At 35.3% G+C, this 17,718-nt stretch carries 15 protein-coding genes, 1 pseudogene and 1 CRISPR repeat array; of the genes and pseudogenes, 7 read left to right on the forward strand and 9 right to left on the reverse strand.

Annotation, left to right across the window (positions count from 1 at the left end; genetic code table 11):
- From CH376_RS24450 to CH376_RS16560, 4 genes and pseudogenes are all read left to right on the forward strand, one after another.
- Nucleotides 1–719, forward strand: a pseudogene (locus tag CH376_RS24450) (hypothetical protein); the annotation flags it as partial.
- Nucleotides 700–1,047, forward strand: coding sequence for a hypothetical protein (locus tag CH376_RS16550; RefSeq protein ID WP_100788192.1), 348 nt, complete (start codon nucleotides 700–702; stop codon nucleotides 1,045–1,047). The pseudogene CH376_RS24450 and the gene CH376_RS16550, both read left to right, overlap by 20 nt.
- The gene (locus tag CH376_RS16555) at nucleotides 1,044–1,673 is read left to right on the forward strand and encodes a hypothetical protein (RefSeq protein ID WP_100788193.1); all 630 of its coding nucleotides are present in this window, start codon (nucleotides 1,044–1,046) and stop codon (nucleotides 1,671–1,673) included. Before CH376_RS16550 ends, CH376_RS16555 begins: the two co-directional genes overlap by 4 nt.
- 138 nt (nucleotides 1,674–1,811) lie before the next feature.
- Entirely contained in the window at nucleotides 1,812–2,072 is a 261-nt protein-coding gene (locus CH376_RS16560) for a hypothetical protein (RefSeq protein WP_100788194.1), read from the forward strand.
- A 67-nt stretch (nucleotides 2,073–2,139) separates the two neighbouring features.
- Here the strand turns inward: CH376_RS16560 and CH376_RS16565 are convergent, their stop codons facing one another.
- Nucleotides 2,140–2,418, reverse strand: a complete 279-nt coding sequence (locus CH376_RS16565) for a helix-turn-helix transcriptional regulator (protein ID WP_100788195.1) — start codon at nucleotides 2,416–2,418, stop codon at nucleotides 2,140–2,142.
- Nucleotides 2,419–2,513: 95 nt separating this feature from the next.
- Between CH376_RS16565 and CH376_RS16570 the strand changes: the two genes are divergently transcribed.
- The 3 genes from CH376_RS16570 (at nucleotide 2,514) to CH376_RS16580 (ending at nucleotide 6,646) form a co-directional block, all read left to right on the forward strand.
- Nucleotides 2,514–2,768, forward strand: a complete 255-nt coding sequence (locus CH376_RS16570) for an NINE protein (RefSeq protein ID WP_100788196.1) — start codon at nucleotides 2,514–2,516, stop codon at nucleotides 2,766–2,768.
- On the forward strand, nucleotides 2,765–3,652 hold the full coding sequence (locus CH376_RS16575) for a hypothetical protein (RefSeq protein WP_100788197.1): 888 nt from the start codon (nucleotides 2,765–2,767) through the stop codon (nucleotides 3,650–3,652). The genes CH376_RS16570 and CH376_RS16575 overlap by 4 nt, the downstream gene beginning before the upstream one ends.
- Before the next feature lie 291 nt (nucleotides 3,653–3,943).
- The gene (locus CH376_RS16580) at nucleotides 3,944–6,646 is read left to right on the forward strand and encodes a hypothetical protein (protein ID WP_100788198.1); all 2,703 of its coding nucleotides are present in this window, start codon (nucleotides 3,944–3,946) and stop codon (nucleotides 6,644–6,646) included.
- Here CH376_RS16580 and CH376_RS16585 read toward each other — a convergent pair.
- From CH376_RS16585 to cas6, 8 genes are all read right to left on the reverse strand, one after another.
- Nucleotides 6,643–6,999 carry a tyrosine-type recombinase/integrase gene (locus CH376_RS16585; RefSeq protein WP_100788199.1) on the reverse strand — a complete coding sequence of 119 codons (357 nt, stop codon included), beginning with the start codon at nucleotides 6,997–6,999 and terminating at the stop codon, nucleotides 6,643–6,645. The genes CH376_RS16580 and CH376_RS16585 overlap by 4 nt on opposite strands.
- A 198-nt stretch (nucleotides 7,000–7,197) precedes the next feature.
- A CRISPR array of direct repeats spans nucleotides 7,198–8,526; the repeat unit is 36 nt; unit sequence GTGCTCAACGCCTTACGGCATCAAAGTTAAGTTCAG.
- A 365-nt stretch (nucleotides 8,527–8,891) separates the two neighbouring features.
- A complete protein-coding gene (gene cas2 / locus CH376_RS16590; RefSeq protein WP_100788200.1) occupies nucleotides 8,892–9,176 on the reverse strand; it encodes a CRISPR-associated endonuclease Cas2 in 285 nt (94 codons plus the stop codon).
- Nucleotides 9,176–10,816: a type I-MYXAN CRISPR-associated endonuclease Cas4/Cas1 gene (locus CH376_RS16595; RefSeq protein WP_100788201.1), complete on the reverse strand. Its 1,641-nt coding sequence runs from the start codon at nucleotides 10,814–10,816 to the stop codon at nucleotides 9,176–9,178. The genes cas2 and CH376_RS16595 overlap by 1 nt, the downstream gene beginning before the upstream one ends.
- Before the next feature lie 423 nt (nucleotides 10,817–11,239).
- Nucleotides 11,240–11,965: a CRISPR-associated protein Cas5 gene (gene cas5, locus CH376_RS16600; RefSeq protein WP_100788202.1), complete on the reverse strand. Its 726-nt coding sequence runs from the start codon at nucleotides 11,963–11,965 to the stop codon at nucleotides 11,240–11,242.
- Nucleotides 11,966–11,969: 4 nt separating this feature from the next.
- The gene (gene cas7i / locus CH376_RS16605; RefSeq protein ID WP_100788203.1) at nucleotides 11,970–12,833 is read right to left on the reverse strand and encodes a type I-B CRISPR-associated protein Cas7/Cst2/DevR; all 864 of its coding nucleotides are present in this window, start codon (nucleotides 12,831–12,833) and stop codon (nucleotides 11,970–11,972) included.
- 17 nt (nucleotides 12,834–12,850) lie between these two features.
- Nucleotides 12,851–14,662: a type I-MYXAN CRISPR-associated protein Cmx8 gene (cmx8, locus tag CH376_RS16610; protein WP_100788204.1), complete on the reverse strand. Its 1,812-nt coding sequence runs from the start codon at nucleotides 14,660–14,662 to the stop codon at nucleotides 12,851–12,853.
- Entirely contained in the window at nucleotides 14,659–16,962 is a 2,304-nt protein-coding gene (locus CH376_RS16615; protein ID WP_100788205.1) for a CRISPR-associated helicase/endonuclease Cas3, read from the reverse strand. Before CH376_RS16615 ends, cmx8 begins: the two co-directional genes overlap by 4 nt.
- Complete coding sequence (cas6, locus tag CH376_RS16620; RefSeq protein ID WP_100788206.1) at nucleotides 16,959–17,573, reverse strand: type I-MYXAN CRISPR-associated protein Cas6/Cmx6; 615 nt, start codon at nucleotides 17,571–17,573, stop codon at nucleotides 16,959–16,961. The genes CH376_RS16615 and cas6 overlap by 4 nt, the downstream gene beginning before the upstream one ends.
- Between the last annotated feature and the right edge of the window lie 145 nt (nucleotides 17,574–17,718).

A 17,718-nucleotide genomic window follows, 5' to 3' on the forward strand; every position in this document is an offset into this window, starting at 1 on the left:
GTTTGAGAGTGTATGGATTAGAGAAGCTTGTTGGTGAGAAAAAGGGTGAGAAATTGTGGAATGTAGGGAGTAGGTATAGGTTTTCAGATAAATCCTGTAGAACTGACCAGAAGCCTATAAATCTACTTAAAAACAGACAAGATCTACTTTATCAACTGCCTTCTCCTTTCACGAGAGTCCATAGCGATCACAGTAGAACTCGAAAAAGAATAGATAAAAAGTTTAGGTTCTTACTGGAAGAGAATCAGTATTTTCCTCTCAAACAAGCTTACTTTGATTATCTCGATTTTATGGAATCAGGTCCGATGCATAGAAAACAGAAAGAGAAGTTTTATAACTCCATCGCGTATTCGATCTGGAATCTACTTAGCTATGAATCGGATTACAATCTGCTCCAACACGACTTCAAAGAACTTTCTTCTCACAAGCCAATGTTTCGAATCATTCAAAGATGGGCAAAGCTTGGTATTGCTGAAGTGAAACAGGTTGTTAAAAATAAATCAGATCGAACTCAGTATTTTGTAAAGAGGTTAGTCCCAGAGTTACCGGATGTCCTTTATACGTTTGATCGAATTCAATTTGAGAACAATGAGAACTTAAAAGAGAATATAGAGATTCATTTTGAGGAAACTCAAGTCGGAGCTAAAAGTAAGTATGGTATTACCAAGAAGGAAAGGATAAAATATTTAGGAGAATTGTATGGAGAAGAAAAAATCTAAACCGAAAGTCGAAGGAAGAACAAAAGCTAAATTCAAATTCACAGCGAATGATTTTAAGGAACTCTTAAAGAAACAGGATCGCAAATGTGCTCTCACTGGAAGAGAGTTAACAGCTCTTACCGTCGAGGTTGAATTACGAGAACCTTATAAAATTGAAGGAATAGAAAGTCTTGAGAATCATTATCTTGTGGACAGATCGATCTCTTTTCTTGCAAGACATGTAAGCGAGAAGGATATAATCGATGTAGCGGCTGAGATCATACAATTAAGAGGGCTTGAAAGGGGTTACAAACTATCTGTGACCAAAGGGAAAAAAGGACTTAAATGAAGCGGACAATACCAGACGATGAATTTCCAATGTTCGTAATAGAATACTTCATTCGGAAAATAAGGATCAGACATTTTCAGAGACTAAAATTTGGTTCGAGTCGAAGTAGGGAATTTATCTCTGAAAGAACCTGGTATCAGTCTTTTGCCGTAAATAAAAGTAAGCTCGACCGAATTCACAATGACTTTTCCGGCAAGAAGGATATCGAAAGAGTCGAAGATGATCTTTGGAAAATGCTACTTCCTTTTCAAAGTAAAAAACTAAAGAAATACTACGATCTCCTATCAGCTTGGCAAGCTACAGAATATCGAATCTTAGAGAAGATGAACCTTCGAGATTTCCCAAAAAGTGTAAGTTCCATCTGGTGGGTTGCATCTAAAAGGCAGATACAGAAGTTAGCAAGAAGAATTGATAGAAGTGAGATTCCAGTTTATAATCCTGAGAAGTATTTAAAAAGACAAAGGCAAAAATTGAAACTTTTATACACGAGAATATCATTCAACTCTGAAGAAGAGGGCTGGAATAAAGCGGCAATAGCCGGAGTACAAAAGATAAAGAATCGATATGGAAAGGAATGGGAAGAAGCTATTCGAGTTCAGGTTAATAAATTGGAGAGAAGGATTTAAAAAAAGCGTTTCTTATAGGAGAGCCTTACATAGGAAACTGGCCCATTATATTAATATTAGCCTGCGTCGTATGTATATCAGGATTTTTACCCGACTGTCAGGTGAATATCACTACACAACAGATATTCTGCGGGCTCTATGACTTTTATGGAATCCTCGGATGATGAAGCTCTGGATTTAAAAATCATTTCCCCAAAAGAATCTGAAATCGTAAAACGAGTAGCATTAGTTTTTGAAAAATATACTGCGGTTCAACTAAGTGAATTTTCTCATATGTTGGACGCCTGGGCAAAGTCTGAAATGTTTACACCAATAGATTTTTCGCTTACTATTAAGGATTCTTATATATTTAAAAAATCTAAAAAAAATAATTTATATGAGCTCTTAGCTTTGAGTTAAGACGGGAGTGGCAAAATATATTTTATTTGAATCACTTTCCGATATTTTTGTTCACGAGCTATATTTATTATTTCTTATATAACGATTTCTTGCGAGGTCTTTTTTTTGCAGGTTGAATTGTAATTTTCTCTAAGCTGAATAATTCTCTTGGATCAATTTTTAGTTTCTTCGAAATCTTATAAATTGTTCGTAAATTGATACTCGAGCGACCACTTTCAATATTCTGGATTGTTCGGTAAGGGATACCGTCATCACCGGTATCTAAGTCCTCTTGCGAAAGTTCCCTTTCAAGTCTTAATTCTTTTAATCTAAGACCAACTTTGCGTCTGAAGGTTGTAAAATCCACATATCGAGTCTAAATCAATTTGACTTATATAACACACTATATAAAGTGAGATATAATAACGCACTAAATAAGGTGTGACAAATGGAGAATCATTTATGAAATCAAAAGGAACGGCTTATCTTTTCTGGTTTATTGGATTCGGTCTATTAGGACTGCATCGTTTCTATCTCGGGAAGATTGGAACTGGAATCATATGGCTATGTACCGGGGGATTCTTCTTAGTCGGAGCGATTATGGATTTCTTTACCCTTGGGAGCCAGGTGGATGCGATTAATACGAAGAAAGAGTTAAAAGAAATCAGAACCGCTACGTTAGCAAATGCGATAGAGCGCAAAAGGGTAGAAGTATGAAACAACGGTTTATATTACTCATTCTTTTTATTTGGCTTTTCGAAACCTGCTACAATATTCGAGAAACCAGAGGTCAGAAAATATCTTCTGAAATTCTTAATGAGAATATTTATGAATACATCAATGTAACTGGTCCAGATCCAAAAATAACTTTTAAGGGTTCTAAGTTTATAATTGAAACAGGTATTAAATCCGAAAAAGTTAAAGCGAAGAAGGAAAATCTGAAAGTTACTTATGACTTAATTCGAGAACCGGAGCTTTCTGGTGATCTGTGTAAGAAATCGATGGAGTTTTGCATTTTCCTTTTTCCAATACCCTTAACAATTTTAATTTTCGAAACCTTTACAATTCCATTTCGTTCAATGGATTCAACACGAATGATGATAGAAGTAAATGAGAAAATTATTTCAAAAGAGCCAATTAATCCTTCTTCCTCAAATAAAGAGATTCACTTCAAAATAGAAAATAATTTACTTTCCTTAGATAAAGAATTCAATTCTCCTCCTACAAAAATAGAAGTCGAACTCAACAGCCAAAGTCTAGATTTTTATGAGGTTAGAAGATCCCGTGAGGTAGATAATAAGGTTAAAAGTTATTGTTCTTATTTCAAAATGAGTCTTAAAGAGAATGGAAAAGAAAAATTATCAAGTATCGAAGGATGCCCGACCCTAAGTTTCGTAGAAGAATTCGAGAAAAAGAATCGAAATAAGTGTTTGGCAAAGCATGAGAGATTCTTAGCTACTTTAACTCATTATACTGATAGAATGCTGGTAGAAAATAATATTTATGCTACTTACTGCGCTTCAAAAAGTGGTATCGATCAAAGTAAATATTCGGATTGTTTACAAGAAGTTCGAAATTGTTTTGATATTATCAGGCTTTAATTAATATACTCATTTCATTTTCCCGGATCTTTGCTTTAAGCGTTGGATCTGGGGAGTATAGCTAAATAAAATTTCCCGTAAACTTTAGACTTTTTAGCACTTAATTCTCCTACCCTAAATATATAAGAAATTTAATATCCGCAGAAAAAAACGATCAATATCGATTGTTTGAAAAATAATTCATATTCTTTCAAAAAAAATCTGATAATTTCGTATTTCAACTACTACTCTATAGGTAGAACGAAAAGCGAATAACTTCTTTCGTTACTAATAAAAGCAGAGTATGTAAAAATGAAAAAAGCTTACAGTTACCTAATGTCATCGTCAATACCGACCATTGACGGAGATCCAACAAACACATATGAATTTGTTCAAAAAAAGGGAACGGTTGATGAACTATTAACTGATTTAGTGTCAGGTCATTCAATCGTACCGGTGCAGTTCAAAGAGGGGGAAACTCATCGGAAAGCTGAGAATTATGAATCCGCGAATTTCATCTTGCTAGATATAGATGGAGATTTGAGTATTGAAAATGCCAAAGAGATCTTTAAAGATCAGGCTATAGCCTTACTTCCAACTCGTAATCATCAAAAAGAAAAAAAGACCTCCAATGGAAGAGCTAAACCAAAAGCTGATAGATTTCGAATTCTATTTAGACTTCCAATATCAGTCAGTCGCAGTTTACATAGAGCAATCTTATCTGGTTGTTCAGATCTATACCACCATGATAAAAGCTGTATTGACGCTGCTAGATTCTTTTTCACAGTAGAGAATGGAGAGAGTATTCTAATTAACAAATCCAATACATTCGATTTAAAGAAATTCCTAGAAGTAATACTAAAAAACGAAAATATCGTCTCAGGATTACGTAAATCCATTCAAGAATACGAAGATTATAAGTCATTAGAAGATCTATTGACAGAGTTAAAAGTACAGGGATTCTTAGAGAGTTCATTTGAGCTAGAAAATAGCTCATTATTCAAAAGAAAAAAAATAACAACTTCTATTAAAGATAATATTATAGAAAGTGTTAAAAATAATACATACTCTCTCGATCCGTCGTCTGGATCTAATAAAAAGTCCGAAATACAATCTAAAGTGATCTCAGATGAAAGTTCCAAGAGGGATTTAATTCGAAATTATGATTGGAAACATTTAGAAGAGAAATGTGCTTTATTTAGAAAGTTTGAGGAGTCTTCTCATGGAGAACTCATTCATTTCATTACAAATTTACATCGCATTCAGGGAGGAAGGGGTAAATTAAAGGAACTGCTTAAGAGGCGTCCATTTGATATCTCTAAAAGGAAAGAGGATTACTATTCGACACTACAAACTAAACTAAATAAATATAATCCTATAAATTGTAGCACCTATTGCTCTCATTATGCCACCTGCGGTAATCAGGGAAACCTTCTAACGCTTGGAATTGAGAAAGCTAAGAAGATTAAAAAGATACACGAGGAGATTGAGGTTAATCCTCTAGATGTCGTGCGTAGTAAACTTTCACATATCTGGAATAATGTTCAAGCTGATAATTCAAATTTAGTTCACCTTATCATTGCACCTCCTGGCGCCGGAAAAACTTTCTTGTTGGAATCAATTCGGGAAACAGATGGAACTCAGTTGATAGCGGGTCCAAGGATTGATCAAATTAATGAAATGCAAATAGGGGAACCATTTCCTATTCTAAATACTAAGAAATATCCAGCTTTAGTAGATAGGCTTGAGCAAGGATTTCGGTTAAAAGAATTAGCAAAAAATTCTAATAAGACTATTGATTCAGAGATTGAAAATTATTTATCTGAATACTTTGAACAATTAAAATCAATGTCCAAATTTAGCATCGTGAAAATGACTCATGAAAGGCTATTAGGAAGTTCTGCTCTTGAATATGTATCTAATTTAGAATGCATTTATATAGATGAGGATGTCGCCGATTCTATCCTAAAATCAAACTCAGTAAAAATCGAAGTTATAAACGAATTAATTAAATATGTAAAATCTCTAGATACTGTAGAAAGTAAAGGAGTGGAATATCTATTAAATCAATTTGCTAACCTTGGAGAAAGAGTTACTGTAGAGATAGATTTACCCGCAATTGATTTACTAAAGATCATCAGCCAGTATCTAATTGATTATAATTTACAAGTGAAAAGAGCAAATCTATTGAAGCTGAACAAAGAATCTAATAGAAAATATATTAATGCTAGAGAGGTATTTGAACTCTGCTGTGCGGAATACGGAATTCGCAAAGGTGACGAGATTCATTTTAATTACAAACGTAAAATTCCTAAAGTAAAAACGGTGATATTAAGTGCGACTCCACATGTAGAGACTTACAAAAGAATATTTGATGATCGATTAAGAATATATGATATCGGGTTCATAGAGCCTAAAGGCAATAATATTCAATTTCCAAATTATAGTTTTTCAAAGACTAGCATAAAAGGAAATGTTAAGAGAGTAGAATTGTTGCTGGGATTGAAGAAAGTTTTATCAAAAAGAAAATTCAAAATTATTTCACATTTATCTTTTGCTGAATTACTAGATTTATCTGGTCACTTTTATGCTACAGAAGGACAGAGAAAACTGGAAGGAAAGAGGATCGCAGTAATCGGAACTCCATACCCGACTGAAACTTACCTTAAATTGAAAGCAAGTATTCTCGGGTTCGATTCGAATTCAATACGGTCTTATAGTGAGACTTCATATTCAGAAGTCGAGTATAGCGGGTACAGATTTATGTATAAAGCGCTTTCGGAACTTCCAGAGTTAATCAATCTTCAAATGCATTATACAAATCGACAATTGGTTCAGGCAGTCGGAAGAGCTAGGAATAATATCATAGACCAACCTGTGCTTCTTTTTTCAAATTTTCCTCTTCGTTTTTTCAATCTTATATTGGTTCCTGGTCGTCCGAATCTAATTGAATTATGCGAGGAAGCTTTAGATAAAGAGGGTATTGATTCTGAAGAGGATAGATTGAGTGCTTAATTCCAATCTCGTAGATGTTTAGAACCATCATAGAAGGGTTGAATATAGAATTTACTTGTAGTAACTGGAGAGGAATGTCCTAAAACCTTTTGAGTGGCTATTGAACCGGCCTCAGCTAAGAGTCTTATTCCCACAGTATGTCGAAGTGCGTGGCAATGAATATTTCTACCCTGGCATTTCTTAACGTCCCATCCAGATATTATGAACTGTAAACCACGTTTTGATAGTGGGCTTTTGTTTTCTTGATTTCGCTTTATCAACGTATGAAAGAAATAATCAGACTTGATTTGAAATTCAGAATGATACTCTTTGATTACTTTTAAAAGATCTTTGTGAATACCATCACTACACATATGATTTAATTAGAAACTTCGAATGGTAGTCTTTTATTATCTCGACTAAATCTTTCGGTAACACAGCGAATCCGATCTTTCCTCCTTTCTTACGATATTTCAGCAACGTTTCGTCTGAAGGACCTTTAAGTAGATCAGAGAATTTATCACCAACGATTTCCTTTGCACGTAGGCCAGTTATAGACATGAAGAGGAGGAGCCCAAAACGCCTTACGGCATCAAAGTTAAGTTCAGCATGGGACCGACCCGAACTCTTGCAAAACTCGCGAACGTGCTCAACGCCTTACGGCATCAAAGTTAAGTTCAGCGAAGAAAAAGAAGACAAGAAATGGAACCCGAGTGAGTGCTCAACGCCTTACGGCATCAAAGTTAAGTTCAGTCATCAAGGATGCGATTCTTGGCTATGCGTATGGAGTGCTCAACGCCTTACGGCATCAAAGTTAAGTTCAGCGTGATATATTGTTCACGGCGCGGTTTAGTTTCGTTGTGCTCAACGCCTTACGGCATCAAAGTTAAGTTCAGAACCGGCCAGAACGGAATTTGGATTGCAGAAATTGTGCTCAACGCCTTACGGCATCAAAGTTAAGTTCAGCCAAAAATGAAACCGCAGTTGTAGGAATGTGGTGTGTGCTCAACGCCTTACGGCATCAAAGTTAAGTTCAGTTTTTGATTGGTTGCATAAGAAACCTTAATTGCGTTGTGCTCAACGCCTTACGGCATCAAAGTTAAGTTCAGGAGGAAATCACAGATACCAGATCTGATATCTCATCAATGTGCTCAACGCCTTACGGCATCAAAGTTAAGTTCAGTAATTTGTCAACCTAATTCTTGTTGTGTTGGTTTATAGTGCTCAACGCCTTACGGCATCAAAGTTAAGTTCAGGCTGAGCTTTTTATGGAACGAGGTGGAGTTGCTGGTGCTCAACGCCTTACGGCATCAAAGTTAAGTTCAGATAGAGCATGTTTCTACAGGAATTACTGTTCATAGTGTGCTCAACGCCTTACGGCATCAAAGTTAAGTTCAGATTTTCGTCCGGGAAGAAATGACTATCAATGAATCTTAGTGCTCAACGCCTTACGGCATCAAAGTTAAGTTCAGTTACGACTTTCAATAGGACTTGTTACATTAGAAGTGCTCAACGCCTTACGGCATCAAAGTTAAGTTCAGGATGATCGTGATGATAGTGTTTCTTGTGACATTTATAGTGCTCAACGCCTTACGGCATCAAAGTTAAGTTCAGCAATTCTGGAGGGGGAGCAACAGCATGCATCGCATGTGCTCAACGCCTTACGGCATCAAAGTTAAGTTCAGAACCAAAAGTAAACTCGGACGCTGTTCGGAATACGATGTGCTCAACGCCTTACGGCATCAAAGTTAAGTTCAGCTTTTAGATCAGCAATAGGGACTTCAATTTCCTCTCGTGCTCAACGCCTTACGGCATCAAAGTTAAGTTCAGTTATGATTATTTTAGCGGAGAGTCATATTTCTTTTGTGCTCAACGCCTTACGGCATCAAAGTTAAGTTCAGAGCATTTTATTTGTATGGCTTTTACGAGGAGAGATTGGAGGTTCGGAGGGATTTTTAAAGGGGAAACATGCATCTAATATTCTAGGACTATTTTTCATATTTAGGTTTTCTATACATTGAAATTTCGCTTCTAAAAAGCGTTTCTCATCAGATTTTGAGATTCAAGCATGTTTTAACGCATTTCCGATTATTAATTTAATCTGAATTTTAGCAAGGAAGAAAATAAACATTGGTGAATCTACCGGATTGAGACTATTCCTGAATTCCAGTGAAAATTGAAATTTATCGGAACTAAACACAGGTTGGAGATATCTGGTTTCGTTTTTTAAAGAGAATTATGTCTATGCCCTCAAGAGGTCCTTGAATTATAGAATTTTCAGTGTTTTGGGTGCCTCTGGCCATGCAGATTTTTTCTCTTGGGTATGGGCCCCCGAGGCACATTTGCTACAAAGAGTCAGGTAAAATACATCATCTTCTTTTTCAGTCACTTTTGCCAATTTCCATCGTAGTTTTTCTAACTCTCGATCAGTGGAGTAAATCCGAAAGACGCTGTATTGGATTCGTTCTCCGAAGCCCTCCATAATTTTGGCCACCCTCCGAAGTCTTCTTGGCTCTCGAATATCGTAAGAAACTAATCTCCAATGTTTCATTATCTTAGCCTCGCCTGTGCAAATATTCCGGCTTCACCGCTCCATTCCTTCTCTAAAAGTCTTGTTTCCAACTCGATCATCCGGTAATAAGAAAGTGAATAGTTTACAACGGGATGTCTCCACGTATCATCCAACCTCGTCTCATCCAACCTCGTCTCATACAATTGTGTCGCTTTTTTGCGGCCGGATTCAGATAACCAAACTTTATTTTTTGTAATTTCAAAATCTTCATCGATCCAAGATTTACGATTGATGCTTCCTACGAGGGGAATATCACATACGCTGACTCTGAAAAGTTCCATTAAATCCAATACAAGAGGTTCGGCGGAAGATCTTGGAGTATGATAAAACCCGAAACTTGGATCAAGGCCAACCGAAATGATTGCCTGACGAACAGACTTATAAAGTAGGGAATATAAAAAACTTAAAGCCGCATTAAAACGATCTTTAGGAGGTCTTTTACTTCTTCCATTCGGGATTAAGGAAGAATCAGAATTTTTAATTAAGATAGGGAGTCCTGAAAAATATGCTCGTGCAGATGAGCCTTCGATCCCTAATAGTTGGCTTGCGGAATCTGCTAACTCTATATTTTTAAGTCCCGTTCGAATCGTTCCTAAATACCCTACCGTTTCATTTCTGGTCTCGTCTTTACCGCGAGTTGCCCTGAGTAAATAGCGAAGTTGAGATTCACATTTTGCGGAAACTAATTTTTTGGCTAAGCTCAACCGATTTGTTTCATTCGTGAGAGCTTTAAATTGTCTGATTCTTCTTTGAACACCGGAAGGATTGATATTAATTCCACCAATATAATTTCCGCCCCCTGAAAACCAATGTACTGGAATTTCTTCAGAAGCTAGAAATTTAATCATCTGACTTGAAATCTGACAGTTCCCGTGGATATTTACCGATTCGATATCCTGAATTGGAATTTTTTCCGAATTTGATTTTTCTCCTGTTTCAGTAACCTTTTCTACAAGAAGGACGTTTGCTGATTTTTTGATTCTTGAATCATGACCAAAGACGTGTATCGTAGCCTTTTCCCTTTTTTCAGGAAAGAGTCTTATTGGTTCGTATTCGTCTTCTGTGACGACTCTCGTTTCTTCCGGTAAACAAACGGGAGCTAAAGAACAATTCTTACATAAATTTTCGTTTTCTGCAATTGGTGGCCTGTCCGTAATCATAGATAATTCTTTTGCTCGATCAATTGCTTTTAAAGCTTTCCTACGTAGTTCTTCGTTGATTTCGATTTTTACAAGATCTTTACTTCCATGGTATCGGATCTTTCCTTCTTGAATTGTTCTGCCAGTGGCTTCTTCCAGCAGTAGAGCATACACAGTAACCTGACATTGATCCGATTCCCAGGCTTCCGGGCCATCTACACCAATTCTGGCTCGACCTCTTTTATGTTCGTATGGTATCCAATCCCCGTCCCTTTTTTGAATACGGTCTACTTTGCCGGAAATTTCTAATTTTTCACTCGTATAATGAAAGGATTCAATTCTTCCTGATGAATCTTCATTGGGTTCTAATTCTTCGTGTAAGGTTCGTCCAGCATAAACACGATCGTCGGCAAGGAGAACTCCTTCTACTTCTTCCAAATAGAAGAGTCTCTCGCAATAAAGTAGGGAATGAATTCCCATCGCTCGTATGTTTCCGTATGAATCCATATTATTTTTGCTTATTTTAAAAGAATTATCAATTTTTAATAATATCGATTTAGAATATTCTAAAAATTAATTAAAATATTTGTTTTTCTAAATTTATAATTAAAATTGTGAAATATGTAATTTGAGTTTTAAACTTTTAGGAGCAGTTTATGCTTAAGCGATAAATTAAAAAGTTATCCTAAGAACTAAGATTTTGAATATTCAGCGCCTCATGGCATCAAAGTTATATTCAACCTTCGTTTATAAAAATTGTGTTGAATTCGGTGCCGTGCTCAACGCCTTTTGGCATTTAATGTCAAAGTATTATCCTTATATCCGGTTCTCAATCGTTCTTAAGAAATTATTGATTTTGAAATCGAATTAATCTTCGATGTAAGGTAGTTGATAGCTTTAATTCTATTCGGGCTTTTTCGGCGTCCAAACCCAAGCGGCAGTCGGAGGTTCGAGAGATTTTACTTTTGAGATTGCGAAAAGAGGGGAATTTGTTTTACTATTATCATTTCTGTCAATGCCTACCGTTAAACGAATTGTTTCTGTTTCAGGAATCTCATCTGCGGAAATAGGATAATACCATGTTGTCGGATACATTGCTTTTTCGGAGATTTCCAGAAAATCGAATAGGTAATTATTATCGCCCGCAAACGGAAGTCCGTATCGGTTCTCAGTATTTCCATTCATTCCATTCAAAATCTTTTTCATAAATCCTGATATGTTAGATCTAACTCCAATAATTGTATTCAAACCAATTAAGAATTCTCGTCGTGTAGGAATGATTCTCGGTTTAGTTCCTTTTGCCCTTTCCTTTTTCGTCTCCTTTACTGCCGGAGGATAATCATGTAATTGTTGATACACTGATCCTTTCTTTGTGCTCTCAATATCTCCAATTGCAATTTCTAAAGAGGGAATGCTGCCCTCATTTTCAAAAGAGTATTCATTAGACACATTTTTAATAAGAGTTGTCATTTCATTTACTGCTGTTCTCATTTCAATACCGGCCAAGTTGAGAATAAGGCCATACGCCGCAGAATGCGGTATCGTTGGCATTGTAACTCGATAGTTTCCGGCTTGAAAATAGCGATAAGCCGCGAAGGGAGCTTTTACATGAATGAAAAATTCTTCCATTGCATTAACCTAGAAAATCAGTTTTGATTTTTTCTATTAAATGATCTGGATTTTCAAAAAGATGTTTTGGATTGAGTCTGGCTTTATCCTCTTCCTTCATATTGCGAACTATTTCTCCGGCAAAATAAAATTCGTCTCGCGGTAAATCGTTTTCATTAATTCTACTCAATTCACTCCAAGAACCATCTTCTTTAAATCCATAGGCATCATATCCTGCTACTAGCTTTGAAGTTATCCTGACAACAATACTTTTAGGAGCAAAGTCAAATAGGTTTCTTGCATGACCGCCCGCTACGTTGTTTAACTCTCCGATCGAATCTAATAGAGCTTTAATCCAATCTGGGTGTTTACGACAATCTTGTCCTGCTAAGGCAAATGGATATTGTACGGCAGTATGAGAGATTTCCTTATGAAGAAGGACTGAACTTTTTTGATTTTTAAATGGACTGTCTTTAATATCAGGTGATTGGTGAAAAGAAGCCTCGTATTTGTATGGGCTTAAAGCTACTGCATAGTTTGTTCTTAAAACGCTATCAGACTTTCTGGAAACCGTATCCGCGACCAAATATCCAAAAATGAAATCATCTGCATATTTTTCAGCATCCGGGACCGCATTAAATTTTACAGCGAGTTGGCCTTCATTGTGAAGTCTCGTTCTATTAATTTCTTTAGAACTTAGTTTCTTAGTCACTGTTTCTCGGATTGCATTTCGAATCGATTCAGAACTAAAGATTGCATAGTCTTTTCCATTTTTATTGATCTTTTGCAATACTGTTCTATTTTCTTCGTTTTCTCCTCTATAATTGGAAGAGGGTGCTGCATAAGTAAGAACGGTGCAGAATAAATTTTTGTTGTTTTGTGTGGTCATAATTGTTCTCCTTTAAATTAACTGTTTGCCGATAGTGCTAACATGGATAATGCTCGTATCTTTTCCCAACCTAAATCCTCTTTCTTATTATATAAAGATTCGGCTAATACATTGTATCCTTCTCCACCTAAATGTTGTGATACGGAACATATAGTCGAAGTAAAATAAGTAATAAAATCATCTTTATCTTTTCTACTTCGCATAGCAAGAAAAGCCTCTTTTGCAATTTTAGACTTACTTTTATAGGCGTCTTCGTTCGCGGGTGCATTCATTTGCTTCGACCATAATACTTTTTTATCTTTATTCCAAATAATTTGATGTTTAGATTCCAGTTTGCTATAAACATAAGTTTTTATAATTTGATAAACTAGTAATTCTATAGTTTTTGGAATTTTATCTTCTTCCGACATTTTCTGCTCTCCTTTAAATTTATTTTCTTTTTCCTCAAAATATAATTTTGCGTCTGGCTTAAATTCCCCGTCCCAGTGATTGAAAAAATATTCATATTCGCGATTGCAAAATAAATTATAAAAATCATACAATTCATCTTTCCCTTCAAAAAGATTTTGTAGTAACTGCTTTTGAAAAAAGAAATTCCTATATAATTTCTTTATATTTATAGCTTTGTTTTCTAAATCAATGTTTGGCTTTATCCTGATAAAGCCTTTGAAGATAGATGCACGGTTTTTCTTGGGCTTCCCTTTTTTCCATTCGTAGTCATAATGAAATAAGTCTATTCCATGAACTACATCAGAATAATTGGAATTAATTTTTTTCTTTAGAGCGTTGTGGATATTTTTGAGTAGTTGAAGACCGGCTAAACTTGGAAGATAAACAACCGCTTGTTCAGGCCTTTTGATTGGATACTTTTTAATTTCATTGTCTTGGTTCTTGATTAACTCATTGAAAATGAAATTAAAAGACTCAAGTTTTGCGATATCGGGAACGGCAATGATGAATCCATGCTCATCTGTTTTATATTTATCTTTATCTTTCCGTTGTGTCCAATAGGTATAAGGTTGTGCGGCAAATACCCAGAAGTGGAGTAAAAATTTATTTTTATTAGTTTCTTTAAAATCAACTTTCTCTGCATTATTATTTTGTGCTGACAAAAATAATACTTTTGATAGGTCATTTTCTTTCTTATCTTTACTAAAATTCCCCCAAATAAGTTCTACTTCTTTATTGGAGTTCTTGTAAATCAGTCTTTGTCTATCTCCTCTAAGAAGCCACTGTGCTTCTCTCCAAATTTTTAACCATGGCTGCTCTTTTGAATTATCATTACCTTTAATAATGGAACCGCTTGGAAAATCTCTCTTTGATTGAATGATTTCTTCGTCATCTGGTTCAATTTCATTTTTATTGCTATCAACTTTGATTTTAGGGAGTTTATTGTGATAAATGTAATAATTAGTTCCATCTCGTAAATCTGTGCTATGAGGTTCGATTTCTTCTTTCGTTTTTCGATCTATTTTCTTCTTTTTTAATTCTTCAAAGTAAACATAAAGAGTTGTTTCCGTTTCAACTATTTCTAACTTATAGATCTCATCAAATAAGTCCTTCAAATCTTGTTTCGTAAGAGTTACCTTTAAGGATGTCTCGGAAATTTCTATCTTCTTGATTAGGTCTTTATTAATATTCTGTTTATCTAACCAATCAATAATTAGATAAAGTCCAGCAAGACCAGCTTTGTGTTGAGAAGATGGAAGTTCGTGTAGTTTATATTCTAAAGTAATTTCCTTCGGTTCTTCCTCCGGTTCTTTTTTACTTTCAGGCTTTGGGAGAGAAGAGGGCAAATTTTCTTTGTCCTTAGTTGTTTGCTTTTTCATATTGCAAAGCCTCTTTTTTCATTATAGTATTTCTTGCTCACTACTTTTAAATATTTAGGTAGAAATGAATGTTCTTCATTACGTAAATCGAGTTCTTTCTTGTCAGGAACAGGTAGTATATAGGGGTCAATCGGTTTCTTAGATTGTAAAAGTTTAGTTACTTCTGGAAAATCTTCATCCAAAACGGCCTGCGCTGTGAATTCTTCAATATCTCTATAGTCTTCGGATAGTGCATAGTATCCACCATCAATAAAAGAAGCCGATGGAAGAACCTTATATTCTTGGTTTGAATGCTCTTCTAATTTAATTGCTAGTAAATTTTGACTTATATCTTTTTCCGGAAGATTATTTAAAAAGACTTCGGCTGTTTGTATTTCTTTCGGCAAATAGGGCTTTACGCTTCCATTTACTTTGTATAAATAAAGCTGTGCTCTAAATACATTTCCTTTTTTTAAATGTCTATTGGCTCGGCCAAATCTTTGAACCATCGAAGATACCGGCGCATACTCAGAGATTAACACATCTGCATCTAAATCCAAACTCATCTCACAAACTTGTGTTGTAACTGCAATAGAGTTTTTACTATCTCCTTGAAATGCATTTACCGTTTTTTCATGAATGTTTTTTCTATCTAATAGTTTAAAACGACTATGATAACAATAGACCTCGGTTTGCAATTCGTTGGTCAATGTCTCATAAATTTCCTGACATCTCGCAACAGTATTTAAAACCCACAGAACTCTTTTACCCTCTCTAAAATTTTTAATTGCAATTTCCTTTGCTTCCTCAGCATTTTTTAAAATTGTTTTATTGTATCTTGGATGATTTTCTAATTTTATTAAATCTTCTAATTCCTTTCTATCCTCTTCTTTAGGATATTGTTCTAATCCTAATTCTAAAAGGCTTTCTTTGTTCTTAGGAGTGAGAGTGGCAGTCATACAAAGGATAGGTAAATTAAAATGCTTTAGAAAACTTTGTAGCGAGGCAAACATTACTTTATCAAAGCTATGCACTTCATCCACAATTAATGCACACTCAGATAGAACGGGTAATAGACATATTCCTTTATAATTATTCTGCAAGAAACTTAAAAACTGATCTGCTGTAGCGCTAAAAAATTTCTTCGACCAAAAGGCAAGGGCAAACAGCCGTTCGTCTTCTTCTGAAATACCAAAATCTTTTTTTGATTTTTCATCGTCAGGATTTTTAAACATAGAATCTAATTCGTATTCAGACGTTCCATGCATTAAGGCAGCATCTGACTCCGGTGCCCAAGATGCATAATCCTTGAATCCTTCTGTTGCAGTTCCACGAGTAGGATAAAGAAAAATAACCTTGCTAATTTTTTGCTTTTTAGAAATTTCATTCGCCCAATTCCAAGCGGCTAATGTCTTGCCCATACCACAGCCAGACATGAGTAGAACTCGATTTCCTTTCGTTGCTACTTGTTTTTGAAACTGGTGAAGTTCGTGGATTTTTTTATCATTCATTCTTTTGTGAATGATTTCTTTTAGGATTTCATTTTCTTTAATTTCATCGGAATGAATAACATTTGCTATCCACTTTTCAATTAAATGATTCTCTCTTACAAGTCCTGATGAAGCGCTATCTGAGATAATAAGTGCTGCCTTTATTGCAAGATGGAGTTGCTTTCTATTTTCATCTAATTTAAAGCCAAGTATTCCAGATTCTTTTGCTCCTGATTGTAATGTTTTTTTCCAATTTTCGTCTTCTAATGTGAAGGTTTTATAATTCAATTGAGGAATAGCGAAATCGCCTTTTAAAAGCCGATTTACTTCTTCTAAAATTTTTTTTATTTCTTCATGGGAAAGATTTAATCTTACAAAATCACGAAGTGGTTTGGTTAACCATTTATAGGGGTGTTCACTTTTATCTGTAGCTTTTAAATGATGACAAAGAACTGCTGATGTTATTATAGGAATATCTACTTCTTCATTCTGAGAAAGCCAGTTTCGTATTTCAGGCAAATGTAATACGAAGGCACTCAAATGCTCATGCCGTAGCCCCTGATGAAAAAAGTCTTTATCCTTAACCGCTTTCTGAAAATCCTCATTTGCTTTTCCGATATCATGAAAGAGGCAGGAGATTCGAAGATTTAGAATAAATTTCTCTTCGTCTTCTTTTTTTAGTTTAAAAAATCTAAGCCAGTTGTTTAAAAAGCGTGATTCTTTTTTGAAGATAGAAATGGCAACTTTTTCAGTATCCAATGAGTGTTCTTGAAGAGTAATTTCTCTGCCGTCATTGGTTTTACGTTTTGCAAGTAACTTTTCCTGCGTCAAACTCTAACTCCTACGAAGTGACCGCAGCCCATCTTTCTTCTTCCACCTAAACCTTGGGTTTGTAAAAGAATGGAGGCTTCAGGAGTTAAGTTGAGAAGTAAAACAGGAAAGCCGACAATCTCCTTATCATGAATTCGAATTGTCTTGCGTACAATTTTTTGGTCGTTTTCCGATACATTTCCCCTAAATAGAAGAGCTTCGCAATTTATATCAAGTTTTTGTAATTTTTCTTGAATGGATTCCAGAAAGGAGTTTTCTTCAGTATAGCCTTTGATTGTTACTAGCCGACTATACAGAGTTTTATGAGGTTTCAGCAATGTAATTGTAGGAATCCCTATCCGAATCTTATCCTGCGATAGCTCTATACTTTTACCTGCTAATTTTAATAGGTAAGGAAGCAAAGGTTGTGCGGCCCGGATTCTCAATTTGCTTGCTGAGTTTAAATGTAAGGTTCTATTTTTGTCAGGGACCCCGGATATTCCGCAAATGGACAATCCCTCCGTTTCATGGATGATTTTTTCCTGTTTGCTAAGTGCCGAGTAGAGTTTGTATCCATGATCGGCTGGTATGGACTTACCTTGTATGGGAAATTTTAGTTCAAGATATTGCATGATTTAGTTTTTGAAGTTATAGTTTTTCCAATTTAGAGAAAGATTAGAAATTAGCGGAATCAATCACCTTTTTAAAATTGGAGAAGACTTTTCTTTGCTTTTGTAAAAGATCAAAGTCCCCGCGCGATTTCGATTTCTTTAATTT

Origin of the sequence: Leptospira adleri (assembly GCF_002811985.1) — a bacterium.
In the GTDB taxonomy this organism is placed as follows: domain Bacteria; phylum Spirochaetota; class Leptospiria; order Leptospirales; family Leptospiraceae; genus Leptospira; species Leptospira adleri.